Origin of the sequence: Wolbachia pipientis (genome assembly GCF_030373985.1) — a bacterium.
Taxonomy (GTDB): domain Bacteria; phylum Pseudomonadota; class Alphaproteobacteria; order Rickettsiales; family Anaplasmataceae; genus Wolbachia; species Wolbachia pipientis_D.
Genome location: NZ_JAUCRB010000002.1, coordinates 32,803 through 53,204 on the forward strand (window position 1 = coordinate 32,803; position 20,402 = coordinate 53,204).

General features: G+C 35.0%; 18 protein-coding genes, 2 tRNA genes and 1 pseudogene. 13 read left to right on the forward strand and 8 right to left on the reverse strand.

The genetic code is table 11. The annotated features are described in order from the left end of the window. Nucleotides 1-69: 69 nt before the first annotated feature. From QUS22_RS01925 to QUS22_RS01935, 3 genes and pseudogenes are all read right to left on the reverse strand, one after another. Nucleotides 70-219 (reverse strand): hypothetical protein, encoded by a 150-nt coding sequence (locus QUS22_RS01925; RefSeq protein WP_289513314.1) that lies wholly within the window; start codon nucleotides 217-219, stop codon nucleotides 70-72. Nucleotides 220-254: 35 nt separating this feature from the next. Beyond that, nucleotides 255-632: pseudogene (locus tag QUS22_RS01930) on the reverse strand (ATP-binding cassette domain-containing protein). Between the two features lie 454 nt (nucleotides 633-1,086). Continuing rightward, complete coding sequence (locus QUS22_RS01935) at nucleotides 1,087-1,404, reverse strand: hypothetical protein (RefSeq protein WP_289513315.1); 318 nt, start codon at nucleotides 1,402-1,404, stop codon at nucleotides 1,087-1,089. Nucleotides 1,405-1,913: 509 nt separating this feature from the next. Here QUS22_RS01935 and QUS22_RS01940 point away from each other — a divergent pair. Next, complete coding sequence (locus QUS22_RS01940; protein ID WP_289513316.1) at nucleotides 1,914-3,212, forward strand: cbb3-type cytochrome c oxidase subunit I; 1,299 nt, start codon at nucleotides 1,914-1,916, stop codon at nucleotides 3,210-3,212. Nucleotides 3,213-3,850: 638 nt separating this feature from the next. Here QUS22_RS01940 and nuoF read toward each other — a convergent pair. Both nuoF and QUS22_RS01950 read right to left on the reverse strand, forming a co-directional pair. Then, the gene (gene nuoF / locus QUS22_RS01945; RefSeq protein WP_289513317.1) at nucleotides 3,851-5,137 is read right to left on the reverse strand and encodes an NADH-quinone oxidoreductase subunit NuoF; all 1,287 of its coding nucleotides are present in this window, start codon (nucleotides 5,135-5,137) and stop codon (nucleotides 3,851-3,853) included. Nucleotides 5,138-5,157: 20 nt separating this feature from the next. Beyond that, nucleotides 5,158-5,230, reverse strand: a tRNA-Lys gene (locus tag QUS22_RS01950). 271 nt (nucleotides 5,231-5,501) lie between these two features. On the opposite strand from QUS22_RS01950, the gene QUS22_RS01955 reads away from it, so the two are divergent. The 4 genes from QUS22_RS01955 to QUS22_RS01970 all read left to right on the forward strand — a co-directional run bounded on the left by QUS22_RS01955 (nucleotide 5,502) and on the right by QUS22_RS01970 (nucleotide 8,093). Beyond that, nucleotides 5,502-5,574 (forward strand) — tRNA-Ala (locus tag QUS22_RS01955). Nucleotides 5,575-5,752: 178 nt separating this feature from the next. After that, nucleotides 5,753-7,405 (forward strand): 30S ribosomal protein S1, encoded by a 1,653-nt coding sequence (locus QUS22_RS01960; protein WP_289513318.1) that lies wholly within the window; start codon nucleotides 5,753-5,755, stop codon nucleotides 7,403-7,405. A gap of 22 nt (nucleotides 7,406-7,427) precedes the next feature. Further along, nucleotides 7,428-7,706 carry an HU family DNA-binding protein gene (locus tag QUS22_RS01965; RefSeq protein ID WP_289513319.1) on the forward strand — a complete coding sequence of 93 codons (279 nt, stop codon included), beginning with the start codon at nucleotides 7,428-7,430 and terminating at the stop codon, nucleotides 7,704-7,706. Nucleotides 7,707-7,775: 69 nt separating this feature from the next. Beyond that, nucleotides 7,776-8,093 carry a cell division protein ZapA gene (locus tag QUS22_RS01970; RefSeq protein ID WP_289513320.1) on the forward strand — a complete coding sequence of 106 codons (318 nt, stop codon included), beginning with the start codon at nucleotides 7,776-7,778 and terminating at the stop codon, nucleotides 8,091-8,093. On the opposite strand, the gene QUS22_RS01975 is transcribed toward QUS22_RS01970, so the two are convergent. Then, complete coding sequence (locus QUS22_RS01975) at nucleotides 8,071-8,346, reverse strand: FAD assembly factor SdhE (RefSeq protein ID WP_289513321.1); 276 nt, start codon at nucleotides 8,344-8,346, stop codon at nucleotides 8,071-8,073. The two genes, QUS22_RS01970 and QUS22_RS01975, sit on opposite strands and share 23 nt — an antisense overlap. Nucleotides 8,347-8,444: 98 nt before the next feature. On the opposite strand from QUS22_RS01975, the gene rseP reads away from it, so the two are divergent. The 8 genes from rseP to ffh all read left to right on the forward strand — a co-directional run bounded on the left by rseP (nucleotide 8,445) and on the right by ffh (nucleotide 19,850). Next, the gene (gene rseP, locus QUS22_RS01980) at nucleotides 8,445-9,569 is read left to right on the forward strand and encodes an RIP metalloprotease RseP (protein ID WP_353477721.1); all 1,125 of its coding nucleotides are present in this window, start codon (nucleotides 8,445-8,447) and stop codon (nucleotides 9,567-9,569) included. 7 nt (nucleotides 9,570-9,576) lie between these two features. After that, a complete protein-coding gene (gene bamA, locus QUS22_RS01985; protein WP_289513323.1) occupies nucleotides 9,577-11,910 on the forward strand; it encodes an outer membrane protein assembly factor BamA in 2,334 nt (777 codons plus the stop codon). Then, on the forward strand, nucleotides 11,911-12,471 hold the full coding sequence (locus QUS22_RS01990; protein ID WP_289513324.1) for an OmpH/Skp family outer membrane protein: 561 nt from the start codon (nucleotides 11,911-11,913) through the stop codon (nucleotides 12,469-12,471). 18 nt (nucleotides 12,472-12,489) lie between these two features. Then, a complete protein-coding gene (gene fabZ, locus QUS22_RS01995) occupies nucleotides 12,490-12,930 on the forward strand; it encodes a 3-hydroxyacyl-ACP dehydratase FabZ (RefSeq protein WP_289513325.1) in 441 nt (146 codons plus the stop codon). Nucleotides 12,931-12,983: 53 nt separating this feature from the next. After that, a complete protein-coding gene (locus QUS22_RS02000) occupies nucleotides 12,984-15,971 on the forward strand; it encodes an FAD-dependent oxidoreductase (protein ID WP_289513517.1) in 2,988 nt (995 codons plus the stop codon). A gap of 286 nt (nucleotides 15,972-16,257) precedes the next feature. Continuing rightward, nucleotides 16,258-16,455 carry a hypothetical protein gene (locus tag QUS22_RS02005; RefSeq protein ID WP_289513326.1) on the forward strand — a complete coding sequence of 66 codons (198 nt, stop codon included), beginning with the start codon at nucleotides 16,258-16,260 and terminating at the stop codon, nucleotides 16,453-16,455. A 516-nt stretch (nucleotides 16,456-16,971) separates the two neighbouring features. Continuing rightward, complete coding sequence (locus tag QUS22_RS02010; RefSeq protein ID WP_289513327.1) at nucleotides 16,972-18,522, forward strand: proton-conducting transporter transmembrane domain-containing protein; 1,551 nt, start codon at nucleotides 16,972-16,974, stop codon at nucleotides 18,520-18,522. Further along, the gene (ffh, locus tag QUS22_RS02015) at nucleotides 18,507-19,850 is read left to right on the forward strand and encodes a signal recognition particle protein (protein ID WP_289513328.1); all 1,344 of its coding nucleotides are present in this window, start codon (nucleotides 18,507-18,509) and stop codon (nucleotides 19,848-19,850) included. The genes QUS22_RS02010 and ffh overlap by 16 nt, the downstream gene beginning before the upstream one ends. Nucleotides 19,851-19,899: 49 nt before the next feature. Here ffh and QUS22_RS02020 read toward each other — a convergent pair whose 3' ends face one another. Beyond that, nucleotides 19,900-20,064, reverse strand: coding sequence for a hypothetical protein (locus QUS22_RS02020; protein ID WP_289513329.1), 165 nt, complete (start codon nucleotides 20,062-20,064; stop codon nucleotides 19,900-19,902). Beyond that, nucleotides 20,043-20,396: a hypothetical protein gene (locus QUS22_RS02025; RefSeq protein ID WP_289513330.1), complete on the reverse strand. Its 354-nt coding sequence runs from the start codon at nucleotides 20,394-20,396 to the stop codon at nucleotides 20,043-20,045. Before QUS22_RS02025 ends, QUS22_RS02020 begins: the two co-directional genes overlap by 22 nt. Nucleotides 20,397-20,402 lie beyond the last annotated feature (6 nt).

The window sequence follows — 20,402 nt, forward strand, 5'->3', positions numbered from 1 at the left end:
TTCTTGGCACACACATTCACTTTCTCCACCTTCCTTTTCATTTAGTAGAAATCCACCAACTTGTGCATCCTATAGAGTCTTATACATTCCATTTTTATCGAGCAATTCTTGGTGTGTGCCTTCTTCTATAATCTTACTTTGATCAAACACTAAAATGCGATCCATATGCAAAAGTTTAGATAGGCAATGTGCTATCAATATAGTAGTTTTACCTTGCATTAACTCCCATAGAGATTCTTGAATGTTACTTTCAGTCACAGAATCAAGTGTGAAGTTGCTTCATCCAGAATTAATATAGGAGGATTTTTCAAAATAGCCCTTGCAATTGCAATACGTTGTCTCTGCCCTCCGGAAAGTTTCACGCCTCTTTCTCCAATAAGTGAATCATACTCCTGAAGTAGCTTTTAAATGAATTCATGAACATGTGCGAGTTCGGCAGGCTCTATCACTTCATCATAACTAGCATCTACTTTGCCATAACGAATATTTTCCATCAGAGTTCTATGAAAAAGCGATGTATCTTGTGGAACCATTCCAATATTTTTGTGTAGAGAATCCTGAGTTACATTGCAAATATCTTGATTATCAATTAAAATTCTTCCAGATTGTACACCATAAAGCCGGAGGATCAGGTTTACAGATGTTGACTTACCACTACCAGAATACTAACAAGTCCTACTTTTTGACCAGGTTCTATTGTTATGGGTTTGTCTTCGAATATTGGTTCTACATCTTCATAATGAAGATGAACTTTGTCGAACCTAATTTCCCCTTTTTTAACGATCAGATCTGCTGCATTTGGCTGATCTTGGATTCAGGAACCACAATAATTGTTCTCAAAGCTTAAGTGATCCTGCCCCATGCCTTAGAAAATTCCGAAAAGTCTTTGGCTATCATACAAAGAAAATTAGCTATTGCTATATTAATAGCCATAACAAAAGCAAAATCCCCACCAGTAATTAATTCTTGTTTTCTGCCTTTAACTAAGAAATGCAAATTAAGTATTTGCATGATTAAAAATAAGAAGCCATAGAAAGTGAAAATCCAAGTATACAACCACTGAAGCTTCCGCTCTGCTTTAACAGCTTAATTATTAGTGGACCGCAAAGATAATTTTGCCTGGTATGTGCTTATAAACAATCTTACAAACATAATATTTGAGAATACATCTAACATTTTACCAGTAATACTTGAACCAAGCTTTGACCATGCGTCTGCAAGATATGTTATTCTCTCTGCAAGAAATAAGGAAGATAAAACAAACAATGCTAACCAAGTAAACATCAATAAAGCAAAATTGATGTTTACTTGCCACAAAAAATAAATCCCGATACCAAGCGCTAATGCGCAGCTTACAAAGCTACCAATCGTAATTTGCACAACACCCGGAATATAGTTTGCCAAATCATTGATCTTATTGGCAAGACTGTCAGAGAAGATATTTTTGTAGTAGCTGTTATCCTAATCTAATAATATGGCAATGCTTAATTCAACAATGTTTTTACAGAGATTAAGAATCATCTTAATTTCAAAAAATAGTTGTATAATCTGGTAATACACTCGAGTAAAAATAATATTAGTACATAGAATATGGCAGGAGTTGCTCTACTATAGTAGAGGTTGTTTGTAGTTAGTGTTGAAGCATGATTTACAACAACTTTTACCAAGCATGGACTAAAGGAAATATCGACAGCCCATACTAATGCTGTCAGCAATACTACCATAATGGAAAACAAGAATGGACGCAACGTTTTCAGGATGAAAAATAAAGCCTGCTTTGCTGCTACGTCATTTATTACTTCACTTAAATTACGCACGTAGTAAACTATCCAGTAACGTCTATCAATTTGAAAAATGTATACTGCCCTATATTAAAATACTTTATAAATCAAAAATAAAAAGAGAAAATAGTTATGCTTATACAAGATAATGCTCCACTTTGCAAGCAATGGATATTTTTGGCAGTATGTGCCCTTGCTTGTTCTGGGTTACTGTCAATAATTATTATTTTTCTACGATTGCCTTTTATTTCCTCTCTCATTCCTTCTGCACAATATATTTTCGACAACGCGCTAGTGATACATGTTAACTTGTCCATTTTGGTATGGATGTGCTCTATAATATCTCTGCTCTTTATCATAAACCTACAAAATGTCAATAACTGGCTCAACTTTTTACGGGTTCTATCAACCCTTTCTATGCTGCTCATGTTTATATCCGCATTCGTTCCAAACACTGAAGTTATCAAAAGTAACTATATTCCCGTCTTAGAAAACAAATTATTTCTGTTTGGACTCAGTTTATTCATTACCAGCATACTGATAAATGCAGGCTTCACCTATACGTCAAATAAACAAATCTCATACCTTTCCGTCGGGCAAATTGGACTGGTTATTATACTTGCCTCTTCATTTCTCTGTTTTATTTTAGCATATAATAATGTGCCGATAGATATATATCACTCAGATAAGAATTTATTTTACGAATATCTTTTTTGGGGAGGCGGACATTTATTGCAATTTGCTTTTGTTCAAGGAATGTTTTTAGTCTACTTAATAATGCTAAGTTCCAATGATGTTAGTCTAGCTTCAAGCAATAAAATTACTATTTTACCACTATTTATAAACACGGTTTTGGCTGTAGGTGTACCGCTCATATATTTTGTTTATTCGGTAGACAGTGTTGAGTTAATACAGTTTTTCACTTGGCATATGAGAATTGCTGGAGCAGTTCTACCATGTTTCTTAATAAAGTTAATATATCGCAACATAAAAACCTTAATCAATGATAAGAGCAATTATTTACTGCATTCATTTGTATTGTTCATCTATGGAGGCTTGCTTGGAGTGCTCACTATAGAAGGTAATGTCACTATTCCTGCTCATTATCATGGTTCTGTAGTTGGGATTACTATAGCTTTTATGAATTTTATTTATTGGCTGTTACCAAAATTGGGCTGTAAAGAGATAAAAAGCTCTATCGTGAAATTGCAGATTTATGCCTACAGTATAGGACATTTTTTGCACATCACTGGCTTTGTGTGGCTTGGTGGATACGGCGCCTTAAGAAAAGTTGCAGATTTGCCAAACATTTCATCAATGTTAGCACGTACTTATTTTATTATGGGTGGGGCTATATCAGTTGTTGGTGGAATGTTGTTCGTAATAATTGTGCTTTTATCTCTTCTTAAGAGTAAAGCGCGTAGCTTATAGCTCTCACATCAACCGCTCACGTTACATTCTTGACCCACAGCTATTGACATTTGTCTGTGAAAGCAATGCGTTATTTGCCTCACAACAAAGGTGTCATGCTTGGTCCTTGCAAGAGTGTGCCATCTCAGCACCTCTTTTCCCTATCATCCCTATCCCTATAATGTCATCCAAGTAGCCGACACATAACTGTACGAACATTGTGATTTGAGCCTACCAATAAGGCGCCATCCAAGTAGCTGACGCTGAAATCCAGGAAAAAGGACGGTGTTAGCTACTTGCATGACACTTCTCTAATTGCAACTAATTTAAACACTAAGAAATTTACTAAATGGAGAAAAAAGTCAAAAAAGCAATAAGTAGCAAGTTTTGACCCTCTAATACTTTAAATTGGCGCTGTAATAATGTGCTGACGCTTAACCCTAAGCGAGTCTTGGCTGAACGTAGAAAAAACTTAAAAGACATGTAGCCCCAACAATTTGATATAATCTGCCAAAAAACACCTTAAGCTTTTTACTAAATTTTGTCATTGAACCTGCGCAGATCAAAAACAAGTTTTGAGTCAGAAATACCTTCATCATTAAGGTAATGAGGCTGACAAAGTTTGTCAAGTAGTTTTCGTATCCAATCCGTTTTTATGGCTACAATGTTCGTATACAACTTCTACTGAATTGCGCCCTCTCTTCAATCACATAGCGAAAATGTCTAATTAATCCTTGAACTGGCCAAGCTGCAGCATCACCAAGTGCGCAAATTGTATGTCCTTCTATTTGAGTTGTAAGATCAAGCAGTTTATCTATTTCACCAGGTTTAATGTCTCCTGTTACCATCCTTTTCATAATTCTCCACATCCATCCAGTGCCTTCACGACATGGTGCACATTGCCCACATGACTCATGCATATAGAAATGCGATAACCTCTCTATTGCAGCTACTATGTCAGTTGATTTATCCATCACTATTACAGCAGCAGTACCAAGCCCTGACTGTACAGCTTTCAATGAATCAAAATCCATTTCAATAGTATCGCATATAGACTTTGGAATTAATGGTACTGAAGACCCACCAGGTATCACAGCAAGCAAATTATTCCAACCTCCTCGTACTCCACCCGCATATTTTTCAATTAATTCACGTAGCGGAATTCCAAGCTCTTCTTCAACATTACACGGGTTGTTTACATGCCCTGAAATACAAAAGATCTTAGTACCAGTATTATTTGGTTTGCCAAGGGACGCAAACCACTCTCCCCCGCGACGCAGAATATCAGGAACCATGGCTATAGTTTCAACATTGTTTATCGTGGTTGGATAGCCAAAAAGCCCAACAGCCGCAGGAAATGGAGGCTTCATGCGAGGAAAGCCCTTTTTCCCTTCGATTGATTCAAGCTGAGCTGTTTCTTCCCCACATATGTAAGCTCCTGCACCTCTATGAATAAAAACATCAAGGTCATAACCTGATTTGCAAGCATCTTTTCCAACCAGGCCTCCCTTATAGGCTTCTTCAAGTGCTTTTTTTAGAATTAAATATTCATTGTAAAATTCACCTCTGATGTAAATATATGCAGCTGATGCATTGATCGCTCTACCAGTTAGGAGAATCCCTTCAAGCAACTTGTGTGGCTCATATCGCAATATATTTCTGTCTTTGCATGTACCAGGTTCTGATTCATCTGCATTAACTACTAAATATACCGGTTGCTCTTTTGGAGAATTCTTGAGCATAAAGCTCCACTTAAGGCTAGTGGGAAATCCTGCACCTCCTCGGCCTCTTAAGCCAGATTTTTTTACTTCATCAATGATCTTTTCCGACCCTAAACCTAATATTTCTTTTGTTTTTTGCCAACTACCACGTTTTTTTGCACCCCCAAGTAGTGGTGTTTCTTTACCATTCAAATTAGTGAATACTTTGTCTTGTTCTTTCAACACAGTTTTTTAGACTCCAAAAGTGATCCCGGCGCGAATCGAACGCGCGACCCACTGATTAAAAGTCAGTTGCTCTACCGGCTGAGCTACGGGATCATTTCATCTTTCAACTACACTAAATATCGATACATCTTTTATCCGTTTTAATCAAACTAAAATTTTCATATGTAGTTAAATAAATTACACAATATACTGCATTAGTTATAACTTGGTTAAAAAATGCATGAAAAAATTTTTGAAAGAAAAGGGAACACCCTAAAGAGTTTATGCACTGTTACTATATATAGCTTCTTGACAACAGCTTAATAGATAAATATCCTCTTGTATCCTAGCCTAGATTGGTTTATGCTTTTAGCAAAAATTACCTGGGGGCATAGCTTAGCTGGTAGAGCATCTGTTTTGCACGCAGAAGGTCAGCGGTTCGATCCCGCTTGCCTCCACCGGCATTATTTAGTCTGTTGCAAAACCCTCTATAACAGTTTATTTCAGCCAGCTACGCTTTATTATAGCTCAGATAACCTTTAAAGATACATTAATGAGTTAACAAAAACTGCTTGTAACTAATTGTTAATACTATATAATATATTACTTCTAACAAAGTTTAAATTAAAGGTTACCATGAATAATAATGATCCAGTTGTAAATCTACCAATTAGTATCAGAAAACTATCATCAAACAAATTTATAGAAGAGATATGTCAAGGAAAGTTTGAAGATCGAGATAATGTTTTATTTGAAGATTCTTTTATTAATAAAATTAAAGAGGGAGATGTAGTAGAAGGTGTAGTTACAAGAGTAAATCCTAACGACATCGTGGTTGACGTTGGTTTAAAGTCTGATGGAAGAATTCCAATTAAGGAACTTGGTTGTAATGATGAGATTGCTATTGGTTCTAAAATTAGAGTTTATGTAGAAAGAATTGAAGATTATCATGGTAATGTAGTTCTTAGCCGTGAAAAAGCAATAAGGGACGAGAAATGGCATAAGCTGGAAGAAGATGCAGCTACACAGGCTGAAGTAAGCGGGGTCATTAAACGCTCAATTAAATGTGGTTTTATTGTTGATCTTGGTGATGGGATAAGTGCCTTTTTGCCGCTAAGTCATGTGGATTTGAAGCAAGTAAAAGATGCCAAACATCTTATTGAAACTGAGCAAAAGTTCACTGTGCTTAAAATGGACAAGAAACAGGGTAACATTGTAGTATCAAGAAAGTTGGTATTAGAAAAGTTACATGCTGGTGAAAAAGCTAAGTTTTTAGAATCTTTAAATGAGGGTGATATAATAGAGGGAAAAATAAAAAGTATTACCCATTACGGTGTATTCGTTGGCATTCATGAATCAGATGCAGTAGGGGTGATAGATGGGTTGCTACATATTACAGATATCTCTTGGAGTAGAGTAAGTCATCCATCTGCAGTTTTCGCTTGCGGTCAGATCATAAAAGTTAAAATCATAAAAATAGATAAGGAAAATGCGAAGGTTTCACTAGGTATAAAGCAATTAGAGGGTAACCCTTGGCAAGATGTAGAGTCAAAATATCCAATTGACAGTGTGCATAGGGGGCACATAACAAGCATAGAAGATTATGGATTATTCGTTGAACTCAAACCTGGAATCGAAGGTTTAGTACATTCATCGGAAATAACTTGGATTAAGGGCAACCTGCCAGTTAGCAGTCTTGTAACCAGGGGGCAAGAAGTATCTGTTAAAATCCTTAGTATTGATACTGCTAAAAACAGAATGAGTTTGAGTATGAAAAGGTGTGTAGAGAACCCGTGGCAAGTATTTATCAATAAATATCCTCTTGGTTCTATTGTTTCTGGTAAAGTTAAAAATAATACCGGCTCATATATATCTGTTACTTTTGATGATCATGAAATAGATGAAAATGTAGAGGGAACAATCTACGTGCAAGATTTAAGTTGGTCTAAAAATGGTCTAGATGAAATAAAAAAATACAATGTGGGCGATACGATAAAAGCAAAAGTAATAAGAGCTAATGTGAATCGAACAAAAATTTACCTTGGTATAAAACAAATAGAGTATGATCCTCTCATAGAGCTAATAAAGAAAGTCAAGGTAGGTGACAAAATGCATGTTATCGTAGGTAAGAGAGAAGATAGCGGGTTAGTTGTTGAAGTTGAAAATAATATAGCTCTCTTAATAGATCAAGAGCATCTACCAGAAAATAAAAAGTTCTCTATATCAGAAAAAATAGAAGTTGAAGTATTAGGTGTTGAAGAATATAACATAATACTATCTGCTAAATGATTACAATTTTAGCTTTGTGTAAATGGCAACGAAATCTAATATAATAACAAAGATAGCAAAAAGACACCCTCTTTTAGATAAGATGGTTATAACAGCTACAGTTAATAGGTTTTTTGAAATACTCGCAAGCACATTAAAGCGCCACAATAGAATCGAAGTTAGGGGATTTGGCTCTTTTTCAATTAGGAGTTACAATTTAAAAGAAACAAATCATTTGATGTTACAGAAGTTTGCAAAAAATCAATACTTTAAGACGTATTTTCGTAGCAGTAAAAAATTATCCGATTTGATAAATGAATAAAAATTTACACCATAAATAAAATTAAAGTGGTTTAAGTCCACACCGTACAACAAAAATTTTTAGCGTTATATGCAAGTAGTAGAAGTAGTTATACATAATAGTACATATAAAATATCTTGTGAAAGTGGAAAGAAGGACCATCTATTAAACCTCGCTAATAGCTTTAACAAGCTAGTTAGCTCTATATCTCAAAAAACTGGGGGTAAAGGCTCAGACGCATTAAATTTCCTACTTGCAGCACTAACTCTTGAGGATAAAGTTTTAGAATTAACAAAAAAATTAAACGAAATAAAACAAGAACGTGAAAAGCATAGAAATGAAAAAAGAACAGAATATACTGAAGTATTAGATAGGGTAAATAAGATTATCGAGTACATAAAAGATTAGCTTCAACAAAACAAGTGATCAAGCCTACTATCTTACTATTTAAGTTGGGAGGAAGGTTTGTTTTACGGGTTATGTAACAATATAATTCATAATCATCAAGATCAACTATTTTTTCATACTCAATTAGCTCATTTAGGGAAAATTTATCAAGATACTCCAGTGCGAAATACCCTAAAAGTATATCGGTTTCCTTGCACCCTCTGTGCCAGCTTCTATACATCAATTTTCTCCTTAACAAAGAGGTATCTATCATTGTCATTAAACTTTTCTTAATTTAAAGGCTAAACTAAATACTTGTCAAGCGAGGCGCGTTTTAATATACTTAACATTTTGTTAAGATATAAAATACAGGTGGAGTTAATTTCTAATCTTATTCATCAATTTAGCGATGGGATATACTATTTTGTGTCATTTTCCTTAATCATCTCTGCTATAGTGTTCGTGCACGAGTACGGCCATTATATTATGGCTAAAGCGTGCAAAGTTAAAGTCGAGTCTTTTTCTATAGGTTTTGGTCCTGAAATCCTTGGTTTTCATGATAGGGCTGGAACCAGATGGAAATTAAGCGCAGTCCCACTGGGCGGCTATGTAAAAATGCTAGGAGATAGCAATGCAGCAAGCGTTCCAGCTAACCCACAAGAATTAACTGAGGAAGAAAAGTTATATTCATTTCATACAAAACCGCGATATAAAAAAGCGGCAATAGCCTTTGCAGGGCCATTTGCAAACATGATACTTGCTATTATAGCTTTTACAATATTCTTTAGCACAGCAGGCTATTACCGCACTCCACCGGTAATTGGAAGTGTAATCGAGGGTAGTGCAGCAAAGCATGCTGGTTTATTACCAGGCGATACTATTACACAGATCAACGAATATAAAATAAAATATTTCGAAGATATTTCACGTGTGATGATGTCAAGCCCCGAAACAAGAATGAAAATTAAGTATAGTAGAAATAATGAGGAGCATAGCACTACCTTAACTCCATTGACAACTGAAGGCAGAGATGTTTTTGGTAACATAATAGAAAGAAAAACTATAGGAATTACTTCAGTCAATATGGCAGGATTAAAGCAGTCATCTTTTCTCGGGGCTGTGGACCTATCAGTGAGAGAAACTTACCATGCTATGTGCTTAACAATCAAAGCTCTCTTTCAAATTATCATTGGTAAGAGGAGTGTAAATGATATAGGTGGACCGATAAAAATTGCAAAATATTCAGGGCAATCAGCTAAAAAGGGATTTATTATGGTTGTATATCTTGTGGCAATCATTTCAGCTAATTTAGCTGCGATTAATTTACTGCCAATTCCACTACTCGATGGTGGACATTTATTCCACTATATTGTAGAAGCGATTATACGTAGAGATTTGAACTTGAGATATCAAAAATATGCGGCTATTTTTGGTGCTATCTTATTGTTCTTGCTGATGGCAATCGCAATCTCAAATGATATCAGGCACCTTTTTTAAGATAAACATGAAGAAGCTATTCTATATAATAACAGTAATTTTTATCTTTGTTCCTACTCTACTTGTTGCTTTGGAAAACGAGAAAAAAATGCAGATAAAGGATATCAGATGTGTTGGTAATGAGCGAGTTTGCAGTCAAACAATAAAATTCTATACAAAATTAGAACCTGGTAGTTATGTAAGCGAAGATGACATAGATTCGATTATAAAGATTTTGTACAAAACAAAGTTATTTGCTAGTGTTAATGCTTACATTGATGATAAAAAAGATTTGGTGGTAAAAGTTCAAGAAAATCCACTGATTAACAAGATAATATTAAAAGGTAATAAGCTATTCAAAAGCAAAGAACTGCTAAATAACGTTATTCAGTCAAAACCTCTAACTATTTTCGCTGAAACAAAATTGCAAAATGACTTACTGAATTTAGTGACAACTTATAGAAATAACGGAAAGATTGGAGCTAAAGTTGAATATGAGCTAAATAAGCTTGATGGTAATAGAGTTAATTTAACTTTCAAAATAAAAGAGGGTAAAACATCTAGAATTAAGGATATAAGATTTATAGGCAATAAAAACTTTTCTGAAAATAAGCTAGAGCAAGCTATTAAAACGCAAAGTAATGATATATTTAATAAGTTATTCAGAGCTGTGTTTAAAGGTGGGAATCACTATTCACCACAGTATTTGTTAATTAAAGAAGAATTGCTTGACCGCTTTTATTCATCTAAGGGGTATATCAATAATAGTATTGAACCAATTGCTGAAGTTGATAATAACAATCAAGTGGTGTTAACTTTTTTGATTGACGAAGGGCAGCAGTATTTATTTGGAAGTAATAAAATTGATGTTGAAGCTAAAATACATGATCTAAATCTAAAAGAAGAGATATTGGACCTAATAACTGAGGAAGATAACAAAGTATTCAATAGGGTTAAAGTTAGTAATGCAGTAGAAAAAATAAACAAGTATTTAAACGAGAGAGGATACATATTTGCAAAAGTTAATCCAGAATACGAACAACATGACAATGTTGTAGATGTAACTTACAAAGTGCTGCCAGGCAAAAAGATCTATGTAAATCAAATTACAATTGACGGTAATGATCGCACTTTAGATAAAGTAATCAGAAGTAAGCTCAGCATAGCAGAAGGTGACGCGTATAATACATCTGAGATTGAGAAGTCACGTAGGAAATTAATCGGTAGTGATTTTTTTGAAACAGTAAAAATAAACAGTTACTCGATTAATGATAATGCAGTGAATCTTGACTTAAATGTCAAAGAAAAAAACACTACCTCGTTATACTTAGGAGGAGGTATGTCTTGTCCTGGTGGAGCATTTTTTAAAGCCGATTTTAAAGATCGTAATTTATTTGGTAGTGGAAAAGAGCTCTCTTTTGCCCTTGAGAAAAGTCAATACGTGTTTTCTACTGATTTAGAGATTGTTGAAAATAATTTTAATGATTCTGATACATCACTAGGTGCAGGTGTATTTTATGAAAAACAAGATAAGCCAAGCACTACTTTTGATAGTTGTGATATGGGATTCTTTACAAAGTTATCATATAAAGTCACAGAAAACTTAACTAATTCCCTTCGCTATTCTTACAAGTATAATCACATACAAATGGATAATAAGGGTGGGCAAGATACTAATACCTACAAAATAATATCAGACCGAGAAGGTGAATATCAAATTTCATCAGTGGGATACACATTAGCGTATAATAAACTAGATAACTTATATGCTCCAAGAGCGGGATATTTATTGCGCTTAAGTCAGGATATCACAGGACTTGGAGGAAACGTTAATTTCCTAAAATCTGAATTTTTATCTTTTTATACGCATCCTATACTAAACAAAATTGATGATGATATAATACTGCGCTTTAAAATGGCGGCAGGTCACATCTTTTCTTATACTGATAAAGATCTAAACATTGGTCAGCACTTTTTTAAAGGCGGCAATGAGATTAGAGGGTTTGACCTTTCTGGTATTGGGCCAAGAGCAAAAGATAAAAGCTCATTAGGAGGTAAAAGTTATTTTAACTTAACACAGCAAGTTGATTTGCCATTACCAAAACTATATAACTATACTGGCATCAAAGGCTCATTATTTGTTGACTACGCAACGCTTTTTGGTTTAGATGATAAAGACAAGAAATACAAAGAAGAATACTATGATAGTAAGCTTGTAAGGGTATCACCAGGTTTTGGTTTTTCGATGCCGTCTCCTTTTGGTGGTAGATTTAGATTAGATTTTGGGTTCCCTCTAGTTAAGGAATCTTATGATATAATACCATCACCAAATGTTAAATTTTCTATTGAAGCGGGGATTTAAATGAAATTTACACAATTATTTATATCAATCATTGCCTTAGTTATTTCCTTGTTTGTGGGTTACAAGGTTGTAAAACATCAACCTCAGGGTGCATTCAATACAAAAGTTGCGATTATTGATAGTGACAAAGTTATCAATGAATCTCTTGCTTTGCAAAATATACAACAACAAATAAAAGAGCAAAGCTCTAAGCTGCAGCAAGAGTTTGAAAGTGAGCTAGAAAACTTTAAGTCTCCAAAAGAAGAATTTGAGTTACTATCAGAAGAAGCAAAAAAGGAAAGAACGGAGCAATTTAACAAGCATGCTATAAGTGCTAAGGATAATTATGCTAAAAAAATGTCACACTTAGAAGAAAATTATAGAGATGCAGTAGATAGTATTTTTAATAAGATAAAAGAAGTTGCTAAAAAAGCAGCAGAAAAAAACAATACAGATTTAGTGCTATTTATTTCAAAGAAAAATCAGGTTTTATACTCTATGGATGAAGTTGATCTATCAGATACGGTACTAAAAAATATAAACAAAGAAGTACCAAAACTTATTATAAAAGGTGTTAATTAAGCTCACCCTAAGGGTGTTATGCAGTTTAATATCAGTGATATCACAAGAGTATTACCACATTCTTACCCGTTTTTATTAGTAGATAGAGTGGTAGAATGTGATCCCGGTAAAAGTATAAAAGCAATTAAAAATGTGACTTTCAATGAACCGTTTTTTATTGGCCACTTTCCTGGCCATCCGATAATGCCAGGAGTCCTAATAATTGAGTCTCTGGCTCAAGCGTCTGCAATATGTGTCCTTGGCAAAGAGAACCAAAGTACAATGAAAAACAAACTCGTTTACTTTATGTCCATTGAAAATGCAAAATTCAGAAAGCCAGTTACTCCAGGAGACACATTGATCCTTCAAGCCAAAATTAGAAATGCACGGTTAAGTGCATGTAAATTTGAGTGCGTTGCATGTGTTGGTGAAGAAAAGGTTGCAGAAGCAACAATTTTAGCTATGTTGCAAAACACATAAGTTCAATAAATTTTCACCTGTAAAAAACAGCGTATGCGTTGTATAATACAGCAATGCAGCCAAATTTTAACATCTCATTTTCAAATCTATATACTCGCAATGGATTAATAAAATTAGATGAGACGTTTTTAGATTACGTCAAATCATGCGATGAAAATTTATTTTATTCATTGATTAAAGCGAGAGAAAAAACAATCTCTTCTTCGATACCATCTCAGTGCTTGAAACAACCAGTGTCAGCTGCTCAAACGGCAGATAGCCAGTTGATTATAGATCTTTCGTATCTACTTGATGAATTTATCGCAAAGCTTTTCAATATTGAAAAAGAAATAGAAGAGTTAAAGAAAAAGCATAACAACTTTGCTGTAATATATAAATGTAAAAGGCTATTTGTTCAACGCTATGCATTGAAAAAATACTCTAATATAGCAAATATAGATATCGATCATATCACTGAGAAACTAAATTATCTTTTCACTTCACCGATAACAGAGAAAAACTTTGCCGAGCAAGTGATGTGTTGGTTTGAAGATAAAGAAAATCACAAAGAAGAAATAGAACTTGCAGCACAATATGCAGCGTGGATGGTTAAGAATGAAAAACTCTTTGTCATCCAAGTAGCTGACACTGGGATCCAGATGCAGATTCCAACGTCACGCGCTGGAATGACATCAATTCTTTTTAGTATCCACAGAAAAATTGATCACGAAAATCTCATGTCATTTTCTACAAAAGAAGTGGACAGAGTTAAGGTGCTGTATTCAAGCGAAATAAAAAGACGATATGGTTTCGACCTAACAAGTGAGAAGGTTAGTTTAGACAAAGCATTAGATAACGCTCACTATTGCATATTTTGTCATAAGCAAAATAAGGACAGCTGTTCAAAGGGGCTATTGGAAACTTCGGTGTCATTCCAGCGCGTGACGTTGGAATCTAGAAAAAAAGAAGAGTGGATCCCAGTGCTTGACACTGGGATGACAGAGGGATGCATAAAAAGTCCATTGAATAACAACAATACTTTTAAAAAATCCCCACTTGAAGTTGAACTGCACGGCTGCCCATTAGAGCAAAAAATATCAGAAATGAATCTGGTGAAAAGCGAAGGGTACAGCATAGCAAGCCTTGCAATAGTGATGATAGACAATCCGCTATGTGCAGCAACTGGACACAGAATATGCAATGACTGCATGAATTCATGCATATATCAAAAACAAGAACCCGTGAATGTACCGATGATTGAAACAAGAATTCTAGATGACGTGCTTAGTTTGCCGTACGGATTTGAAATATATTCTTTACTTAGCCGTTGGAATCCTTTGAATTTTCAGCGGCCATTGCCGAAAGAAAATACTGGAAAAAACATTCTAGTCGTAGGTCTTGGTCCTGCTGGTTTTAATTTAGCTCATCATCTATTAAATGACGGGCATAATGTCATCGCCATTGACGGATTAAAGATTGAACCTTTGACTGATAGTTTCCAGCCTATTAAAGATTTCAAGCACGAAAGATTGAGTGAACGCATAGCCGGTGGATTTGGTGGAGTAGCAGAATATGGCATTACTTCTCGGTGGGATAAGAATTATTTAAAGATCATCAGATTATTACTGGAAAGACGCAAGAATTTTGCACTTTACGGGGGTATTCGTTTTGGCGGCACAGTAACCGTTGACGATGCGTTTAACTTGGGTTTTGATCACATCGCCCTAGCACTTGGCTCTGGCAAGCCACGAATGATAAAAATAAAAAATATGCTAGCCCGTGGGGTGCGCATGGCATCTGATTTTCTGATGTCATTACAACTTACCGGTGCCCTCAAATTTGACTCCGTAGCAAACCTGCAAATCCGAATGCCAATAGTTGTCATAGGTGCGGGACTAACTGCAATTGATACTGCCACTGAAGCTCTAGCGTATTATCCGATTCAAGTAGAAAAATTTTTTCTTCGCTACGAGATACTGGTTAGTAAATGTGGAAAAGACTTCATTGAAAAAGATTGGACAGAAGAAGAACACGAAATCGCTAACGAGTTTATATTGCATGCACAGCTGATCCGAAAAGAGAAAGAGTCAGCAAAAAAAGAGAATAGAGAAGCAAAAATATTGGAACTAATGCAGAGCCTTGGGGGAGTAAAAGTTGTATATAGAAAAGAGCTAAAAGATTCGCCAAGTTATCGATTAAATAGTGAAGAGGCGCAAAATGCATTGTCAGAAGGTATTTACTTTATTGAAACCCTAGAGCCAGTTGAAATTATGACGGATAAATATAATCATGCTGAGTCGATAAAACTGATAGACACAAAATCTGGTGAAATTAAGTATATAAAAGCACGTTCTATTCTTATAGCAGCAGGTACTGAGCCAAATACAGTCATTGCAACAGAAGATAAAAAGTATTTTAAATTAACTAATGGATATTTCACTCACTTGAACTCATTGAGTGAGGAAGTAGACCCAATATTCTCTCCGAAGATGCAAAATAAAGATAGAATACTAGTGTACAAGCAAGGTGACAGAGCAATTAGTTTCTTTGGCGATCTTCACCCTTCGTATAGTGGTAGCGTTGTGAAAGCCATGGCAAGCGCCAAGAACGGCTACCCTATTATTTCCCAGCTTTTAAGTGGAGTTATCCAAACAGCTGACCAGATTCCAGTGTCACGCGCCGGAATGACGTCAAAACGTTTAGCTAATGAAAAATTCTTCAACAGAATCAAAAAGCAATTCACTGCGCAAGTAGTAAAAGTTCAATATTTAACAGATAGAGTTGTGGAAGTAGTGATTAAAGCCCCGCTCGCTGCAAAAAATTTTCAGCCTGGACAATTTTTTAGGTTGCAAAATTTTGAAACCAGCAGCAGAAAAGCTAATAATACAAAACTTGCTATGGAAGGTATAGCCGTAACCGGTACTGAAGTGGACAAAAAAAAAGGAGTTATTTCTACTATTGTGATGGAAGCCGGTGGTTCTGCCAGTTTATGTAGGCATTTTAAGGAAGGTGAACAAATAGTTCTTATGGGCCCAACTGGATGCACTACTGAGGTTTATTAGGTCTATTCCAAATTAATTATGCTATAATATATATTACTTATTAATAAATCTACATCATAATGATAATTTTTATTAAGGTAGTACTACGACATATTATTTAACACTCAAATTCCCAGAGGAAAAATATTCTATAAATAAGAACAGTAACGAGTTCTTAGCAAAAGATAAAGAAGGCAACAGATTTATTACGAATGCAGATAGTAATCAAAAAGGAAAAGATTTCTTTTGTAAAGATGACAGCAGCAAATGCGATTTTGCTCAGCATTATGCAGTTAAAGATCCAAAAATGTATAACAAGCTTTCTGACAGTGATAGTGTTGACTATATAAGTGTTAATTATGAAAGATTACGTGAAAAATATTCCCAAAACAGGATACTAAGTAGTCTCAGTAAGTGTAATATTGATTACACAGTAATGGATGGTTGCAAAACACAAAAAGAGGTCAACGTGCTATACAGTCCCTCAGAGGGACTTATAATCTAGTCTTCATTACACAACTATCTGTGTGCTTAAGAACTTTCTTCATTCCAGCGTCACGCGCTGGAATGACACTGCTAAACTGAACCTTATTCTGTTACTGCTGTACTTTTTTCTGTCTCCTAACATGCTAAAATATACATATTACTAATAAACTTATGTCATAATAACTACTTTGACATAGGTAGTAGAAAATAGCCAGTTTTATGCCAGCTATAAATAAAGTAATAACAGACTTTGTTTCAAAAAGTAAATAATTTACTAATGCTCATGCACAAATTCAAAATAAATTATGCACGAGTGTATCACTATAAATTAAGCGTGCTATATTGAGACTTACCTCACTATTAAAGCTATCGGTCAGATTAGATTAAAAACCTAATCTGACCGGTTTTCCTATAACCCCCTAACCCCGATGTAATTATATGGTAATTAGTTTAACTAGTGGTTAAAAAGCAGTTACATGCAAATTGATTTTATCTATTCATTGAGATAGGATAAAACATATTGACTTAAATCATCGTGCAGTTTTATAAAGCTTTATTGTTACTTCTGCTAACTATATTAATAGTTATAGTCCTAAAATTACCTGAAAATTTAAGCACCACAGTAAATTGGTCTCATCCAGTCCTAAATTTTGATTCATCTTTTCGTATCTTATTAATACCTTTTCTATTAGTCGCATTCTTGGTCGCTCTACCAGCAAAAAACTTGAGCTTTTCAGAGATGCTACCTTTTCTTACTTACACTATCAGTTCACTGTGTGTAATCTTATCTAAACAGATAATATTGGTTATAATATTCTGTGAATTAATGGCCATCAGCGCGTCTTTTATTATCGCAGCCTGCAGCAAAGATAATGGACCTGCAGTAAGATATGCTTGCATACACTTTTTTGCCGGAATTATATTAACAGCAGGGTTAGCAGTTCAAAGTTCTAACCTAATAATCATAGGTTTATTAATAAATTGCGCTTGTTTTCCTTTCTCATTTTGGGTCGTTGATGGATATCCTGCTGCATCGTTACATGGCACTGTATACCTCTCTTTATTTACTACTAAAGTTTCTTTTTTAGTTATGTTTCTACACACCTATAGAGCGCATACTGAAACTCTAGCATTTTTGGGCTCTATTACTGCAATTTACAGCATTATATTTGCCTCTCTCGAACAAAATATCCGCAGGTTTCTATGCTATAACGTTGTAGGACAAATGGGCTTACTCATCCTTGCGGGAAGTTTGCTCAACCCTTCAGAAAAAGCAATACCAATTTTGATACTACACATAATCTTCTCCCTTGTTTACCAATCATTATTGTTTACAGTTGCCAACTCAGTTATTTTGCAAACGAAAATGACTAGTTTTAATGGAGCAAGTAAGCTCATGTCAGTAGAAGGCATATGTGCTATAATCGCAATACTTACAATGGCTGCATTTCCTGGAACTGCTGGGTTTATCAGCAAATCATACATTGCAGCTGAAATGAAAATGAAAGGTACTGATTTAGAATTGTACAAAAACTTATACAAGATTCTGAATTTATTGCTTTATCTAAGCGTGGGGCTCAAGTTTCTCTATTATATATTCATTGCCAAAAGTAAATCAAAACCTTCAGAAGGAAAAGAGTGTAGAATGACTATAATTAGTCTAGCATCTATATGTGTGATCGCTGGCAACCCTTACTTACCTATCTACAATAAACCTTCGATTTTCAATTTTGTATACAGCACAAAAAACATTTGGTCGCAATTCAATTTATTACTATGTACCACTTTGTTGTTTATTCCCTTACGCAAGTTCTTTTTGCCAAGAATAAATTTTAAAATGGATATCGATTGGATCTTTAGAGCTCTCATACCCCATGCTGTTTCACTATCCAATGAGTTAATTTTCAAAATAAGGGAAATATCCGCTAGCACACTACAAAACTTGACTAATTCACTTGCTAGTCTATACTCTAATAATGCTACTAAACTTAAAAAAGTGTTCAACTATAACTCAGTGAGTTTTGTTTCAGCTTCTTCTCTTTTTTTGGTGGGTATTCTACTAGTGCTGTTATGTTTAAGTCGTTAACCGAAAGTTTAAATTCTGCATTTAATAAGCTCAGAGGAAAATTGATCATCTCCGAGGATGACTTTAACCTTGCTATGCGTGAAATACGTATAGCCCTAATTGAAGCTGACGTTTCCCTTGAAGTTGCAAAAAAGTTTATCAACAACATTAAAGATAAAGTAATAGGAGAAAAAGTCATAAAAAGTGTTTCTCCAGCACAAATGATAATTAAGATTGTGCAGGACAATTTAGTTGCAATCCTCGGGCCAGAAAAAAGTGTCTTAAATCTAGCAGTTAAACCCCCTGCTATAATCATGATGGTAGGCTTACAAGGTACAGGTAAAACAACCACCTCTGGAAAGCTTGCTTTAAAGCTAAAAAAACTAAAGAAAAAAGTAATGCTTGCCTCTTTGGACATTTACAGGCCTGCCGCCCAGAAACAGCTTGAAGTGATTGGTAAACAAATAGATGTACAAACTTTACCTACAGTAACTGATGAGAAAACCATTGCAATCACAAAAAGGGCTCTGGCAGCAGCAAAAAACGATAACTATGATGTATTGATACTAGACACCGCAGGTAGGCTTCATATCGATGACAATATGATGAATGAATTGAAAGCTGTGAAAAAAATAGCTTCACCTGCAGAAGTTATTTTAGTAGCCGATGCGATGATTGGTCAGGATGCAGTGAATATCGCCAAATCATTTAATCAAGCAATAGGAGTGACTGGCATTATTCTCACTCGTGTTGACGGTGATGCACGCGGCGGTACTGCCCTCTCTATGAAAATGACAACTAATTGCCCAATTAAATTTATTGCCTGTGGTGAAAAATTAAGCGACCTTGATGACTTTTACCCTGATAGAATTGCAAAAAGGATACTTGACATGGGTGATGTTGTCTCATTAGTTGAAAGGGCTGCTGAGATCGTTGGTCAGGAAGAAATCGATAAACTGCAAAAGAAAGTAAAAAAAGGCAAAATTGACCTAAACGACTTAGTGGGAATGTTAAAAACTCTGAATAAAATGGACGGTATTAGCAATATAATGAAGTTCATTCCAAGTTCATTCACAAAAAAACTAAGCAGTGGAGTACCAGATGATAGTAAAGTGAAAAAATATATAGCTATCATAAATTCGATGACTGAAAAGGAAAGGCGAGATCCAGGTATCTTAAATGGCAAGAGGAGGCTTAGAATTGCGAAAGGCTCTGGAACGAGCGTGCCAGATGTTAACCTCTTAATTAAGCAATATGATCAAATGAGCGCGATGGTAAGTAAATTCAGCAAAGTTGACCACAACAAATTCAAAGAATCTGATTTGATGGATATGCTGAGTAGGAAGTAGAGGCAACTTCTTTGGAGAAAATCGCGTTAATGACTATACAACAAAGCCATTAGGGGGTCACTTCTTCTCCTGTGCCCGCTACTTGTTCAGCACTTGAACTATTCACCTGGTAATCTGGTGGCTTTATTTCTTTCACTTTTTCATTAACTTTTTGCTCTACCTCTTTTATATCATTTTCACCAATGGCCATAATTACAGGTTTAAATTTGTCCATGAGTTCATTAAGTGCATCTTTATCAGCTTCATGAGTACTAAGACCTTTGTGTCTGTCAATCTTTTCATATTCTCTTCTGAAAAACTCTGAATAACTCGTGCTTTTACCAACTCCTTTATAGCAGACCGTTGCTCTTCATTTTGAAGCATTTCTATTATCTTTGCTTTATCCTGAATGTTTTTCATTTCTTCACTTTCGGCGTGTAAAGCATGTTGAGATAATTCCTGATATAGTTTATAAAAATTTTCATCTCTGCCTCGAACCTGAATTACAGGTAATTTATCGATCACATTTTTCACAAAGCTTTTAATTGCTTTTCCTACCTCAATCACCCCTTC

What these genes read in the sequence shown, in the direction of transcription:
- QUS22_RS01925 (WP_289513314.1), bottom strand. Translation starts at nt 219, where the DNA reads ATGCAAGGTAAAACTACTATATTGATAGCACATTGCCTATCTAAACTT.
- QUS22_RS01940 (WP_289513316.1), top strand. Translation starts at nt 1,914, where the DNA reads ATGCTTATACAAGATAATGCTCCACTTTGCAAGCAATGGATATTTTTG.
- QUS22_RS01960 (WP_289513318.1), top strand. Translation starts at nt 5,753, where the DNA reads ATGAATAATAATGATCCAGTTGTAAATCTACCAATTAGTATCAGAAAA.
- QUS22_RS01965 (WP_289513319.1), top strand. Translation starts at nt 7,428, where the DNA reads ATGGCAACGAAATCTAATATAATAACAAAGATAGCAAAAAGACACCCT.
- QUS22_RS01970 (WP_289513320.1), top strand. Translation starts at nt 7,776, where the DNA reads ATGCAAGTAGTAGAAGTAGTTATACATAATAGTACATATAAAATATCT.
- QUS22_RS01975 (WP_289513321.1), bottom strand. Translation starts at nt 8,346, where the DNA reads ATGATAGATACCTCTTTGTTAAGGAGAAAATTGATGTATAGAAGCTGG.
- bamA (WP_289513323.1), top strand. Translation starts at nt 9,577, where the DNA reads ATGAAGAAGCTATTCTATATAATAACAGTAATTTTTATCTTTGTTCCT.
- QUS22_RS01990 (WP_289513324.1), top strand. Translation starts at nt 11,911, where the DNA reads ATGAAATTTACACAATTATTTATATCAATCATTGCCTTAGTTATTTCC.
- fabZ (WP_289513325.1), top strand. Translation starts at nt 12,490, where the DNA reads ATGCAGTTTAATATCAGTGATATCACAAGAGTATTACCACATTCTTAC.
- QUS22_RS02000 (WP_289513517.1), top strand. Translation starts at nt 12,984, where the DNA reads ATGCAGCCAAATTTTAACATCTCATTTTCAAATCTATATACTCGCAAT.
- QUS22_RS02005 (WP_289513326.1), top strand. Translation starts at nt 16,258, where the DNA reads ATGTATAACAAGCTTTCTGACAGTGATAGTGTTGACTATATAAGTGTT.
- ffh (WP_289513328.1), top strand. Translation starts at nt 18,507, where the DNA reads ATGTTTAAGTCGTTAACCGAAAGTTTAAATTCTGCATTTAATAAGCTC.
- QUS22_RS02020 (WP_289513329.1), bottom strand. Translation starts at nt 20,064, where the DNA reads ATGGACAAATTTAAACCTGTAATTATGGCCATTGGTGAAAATGATATA.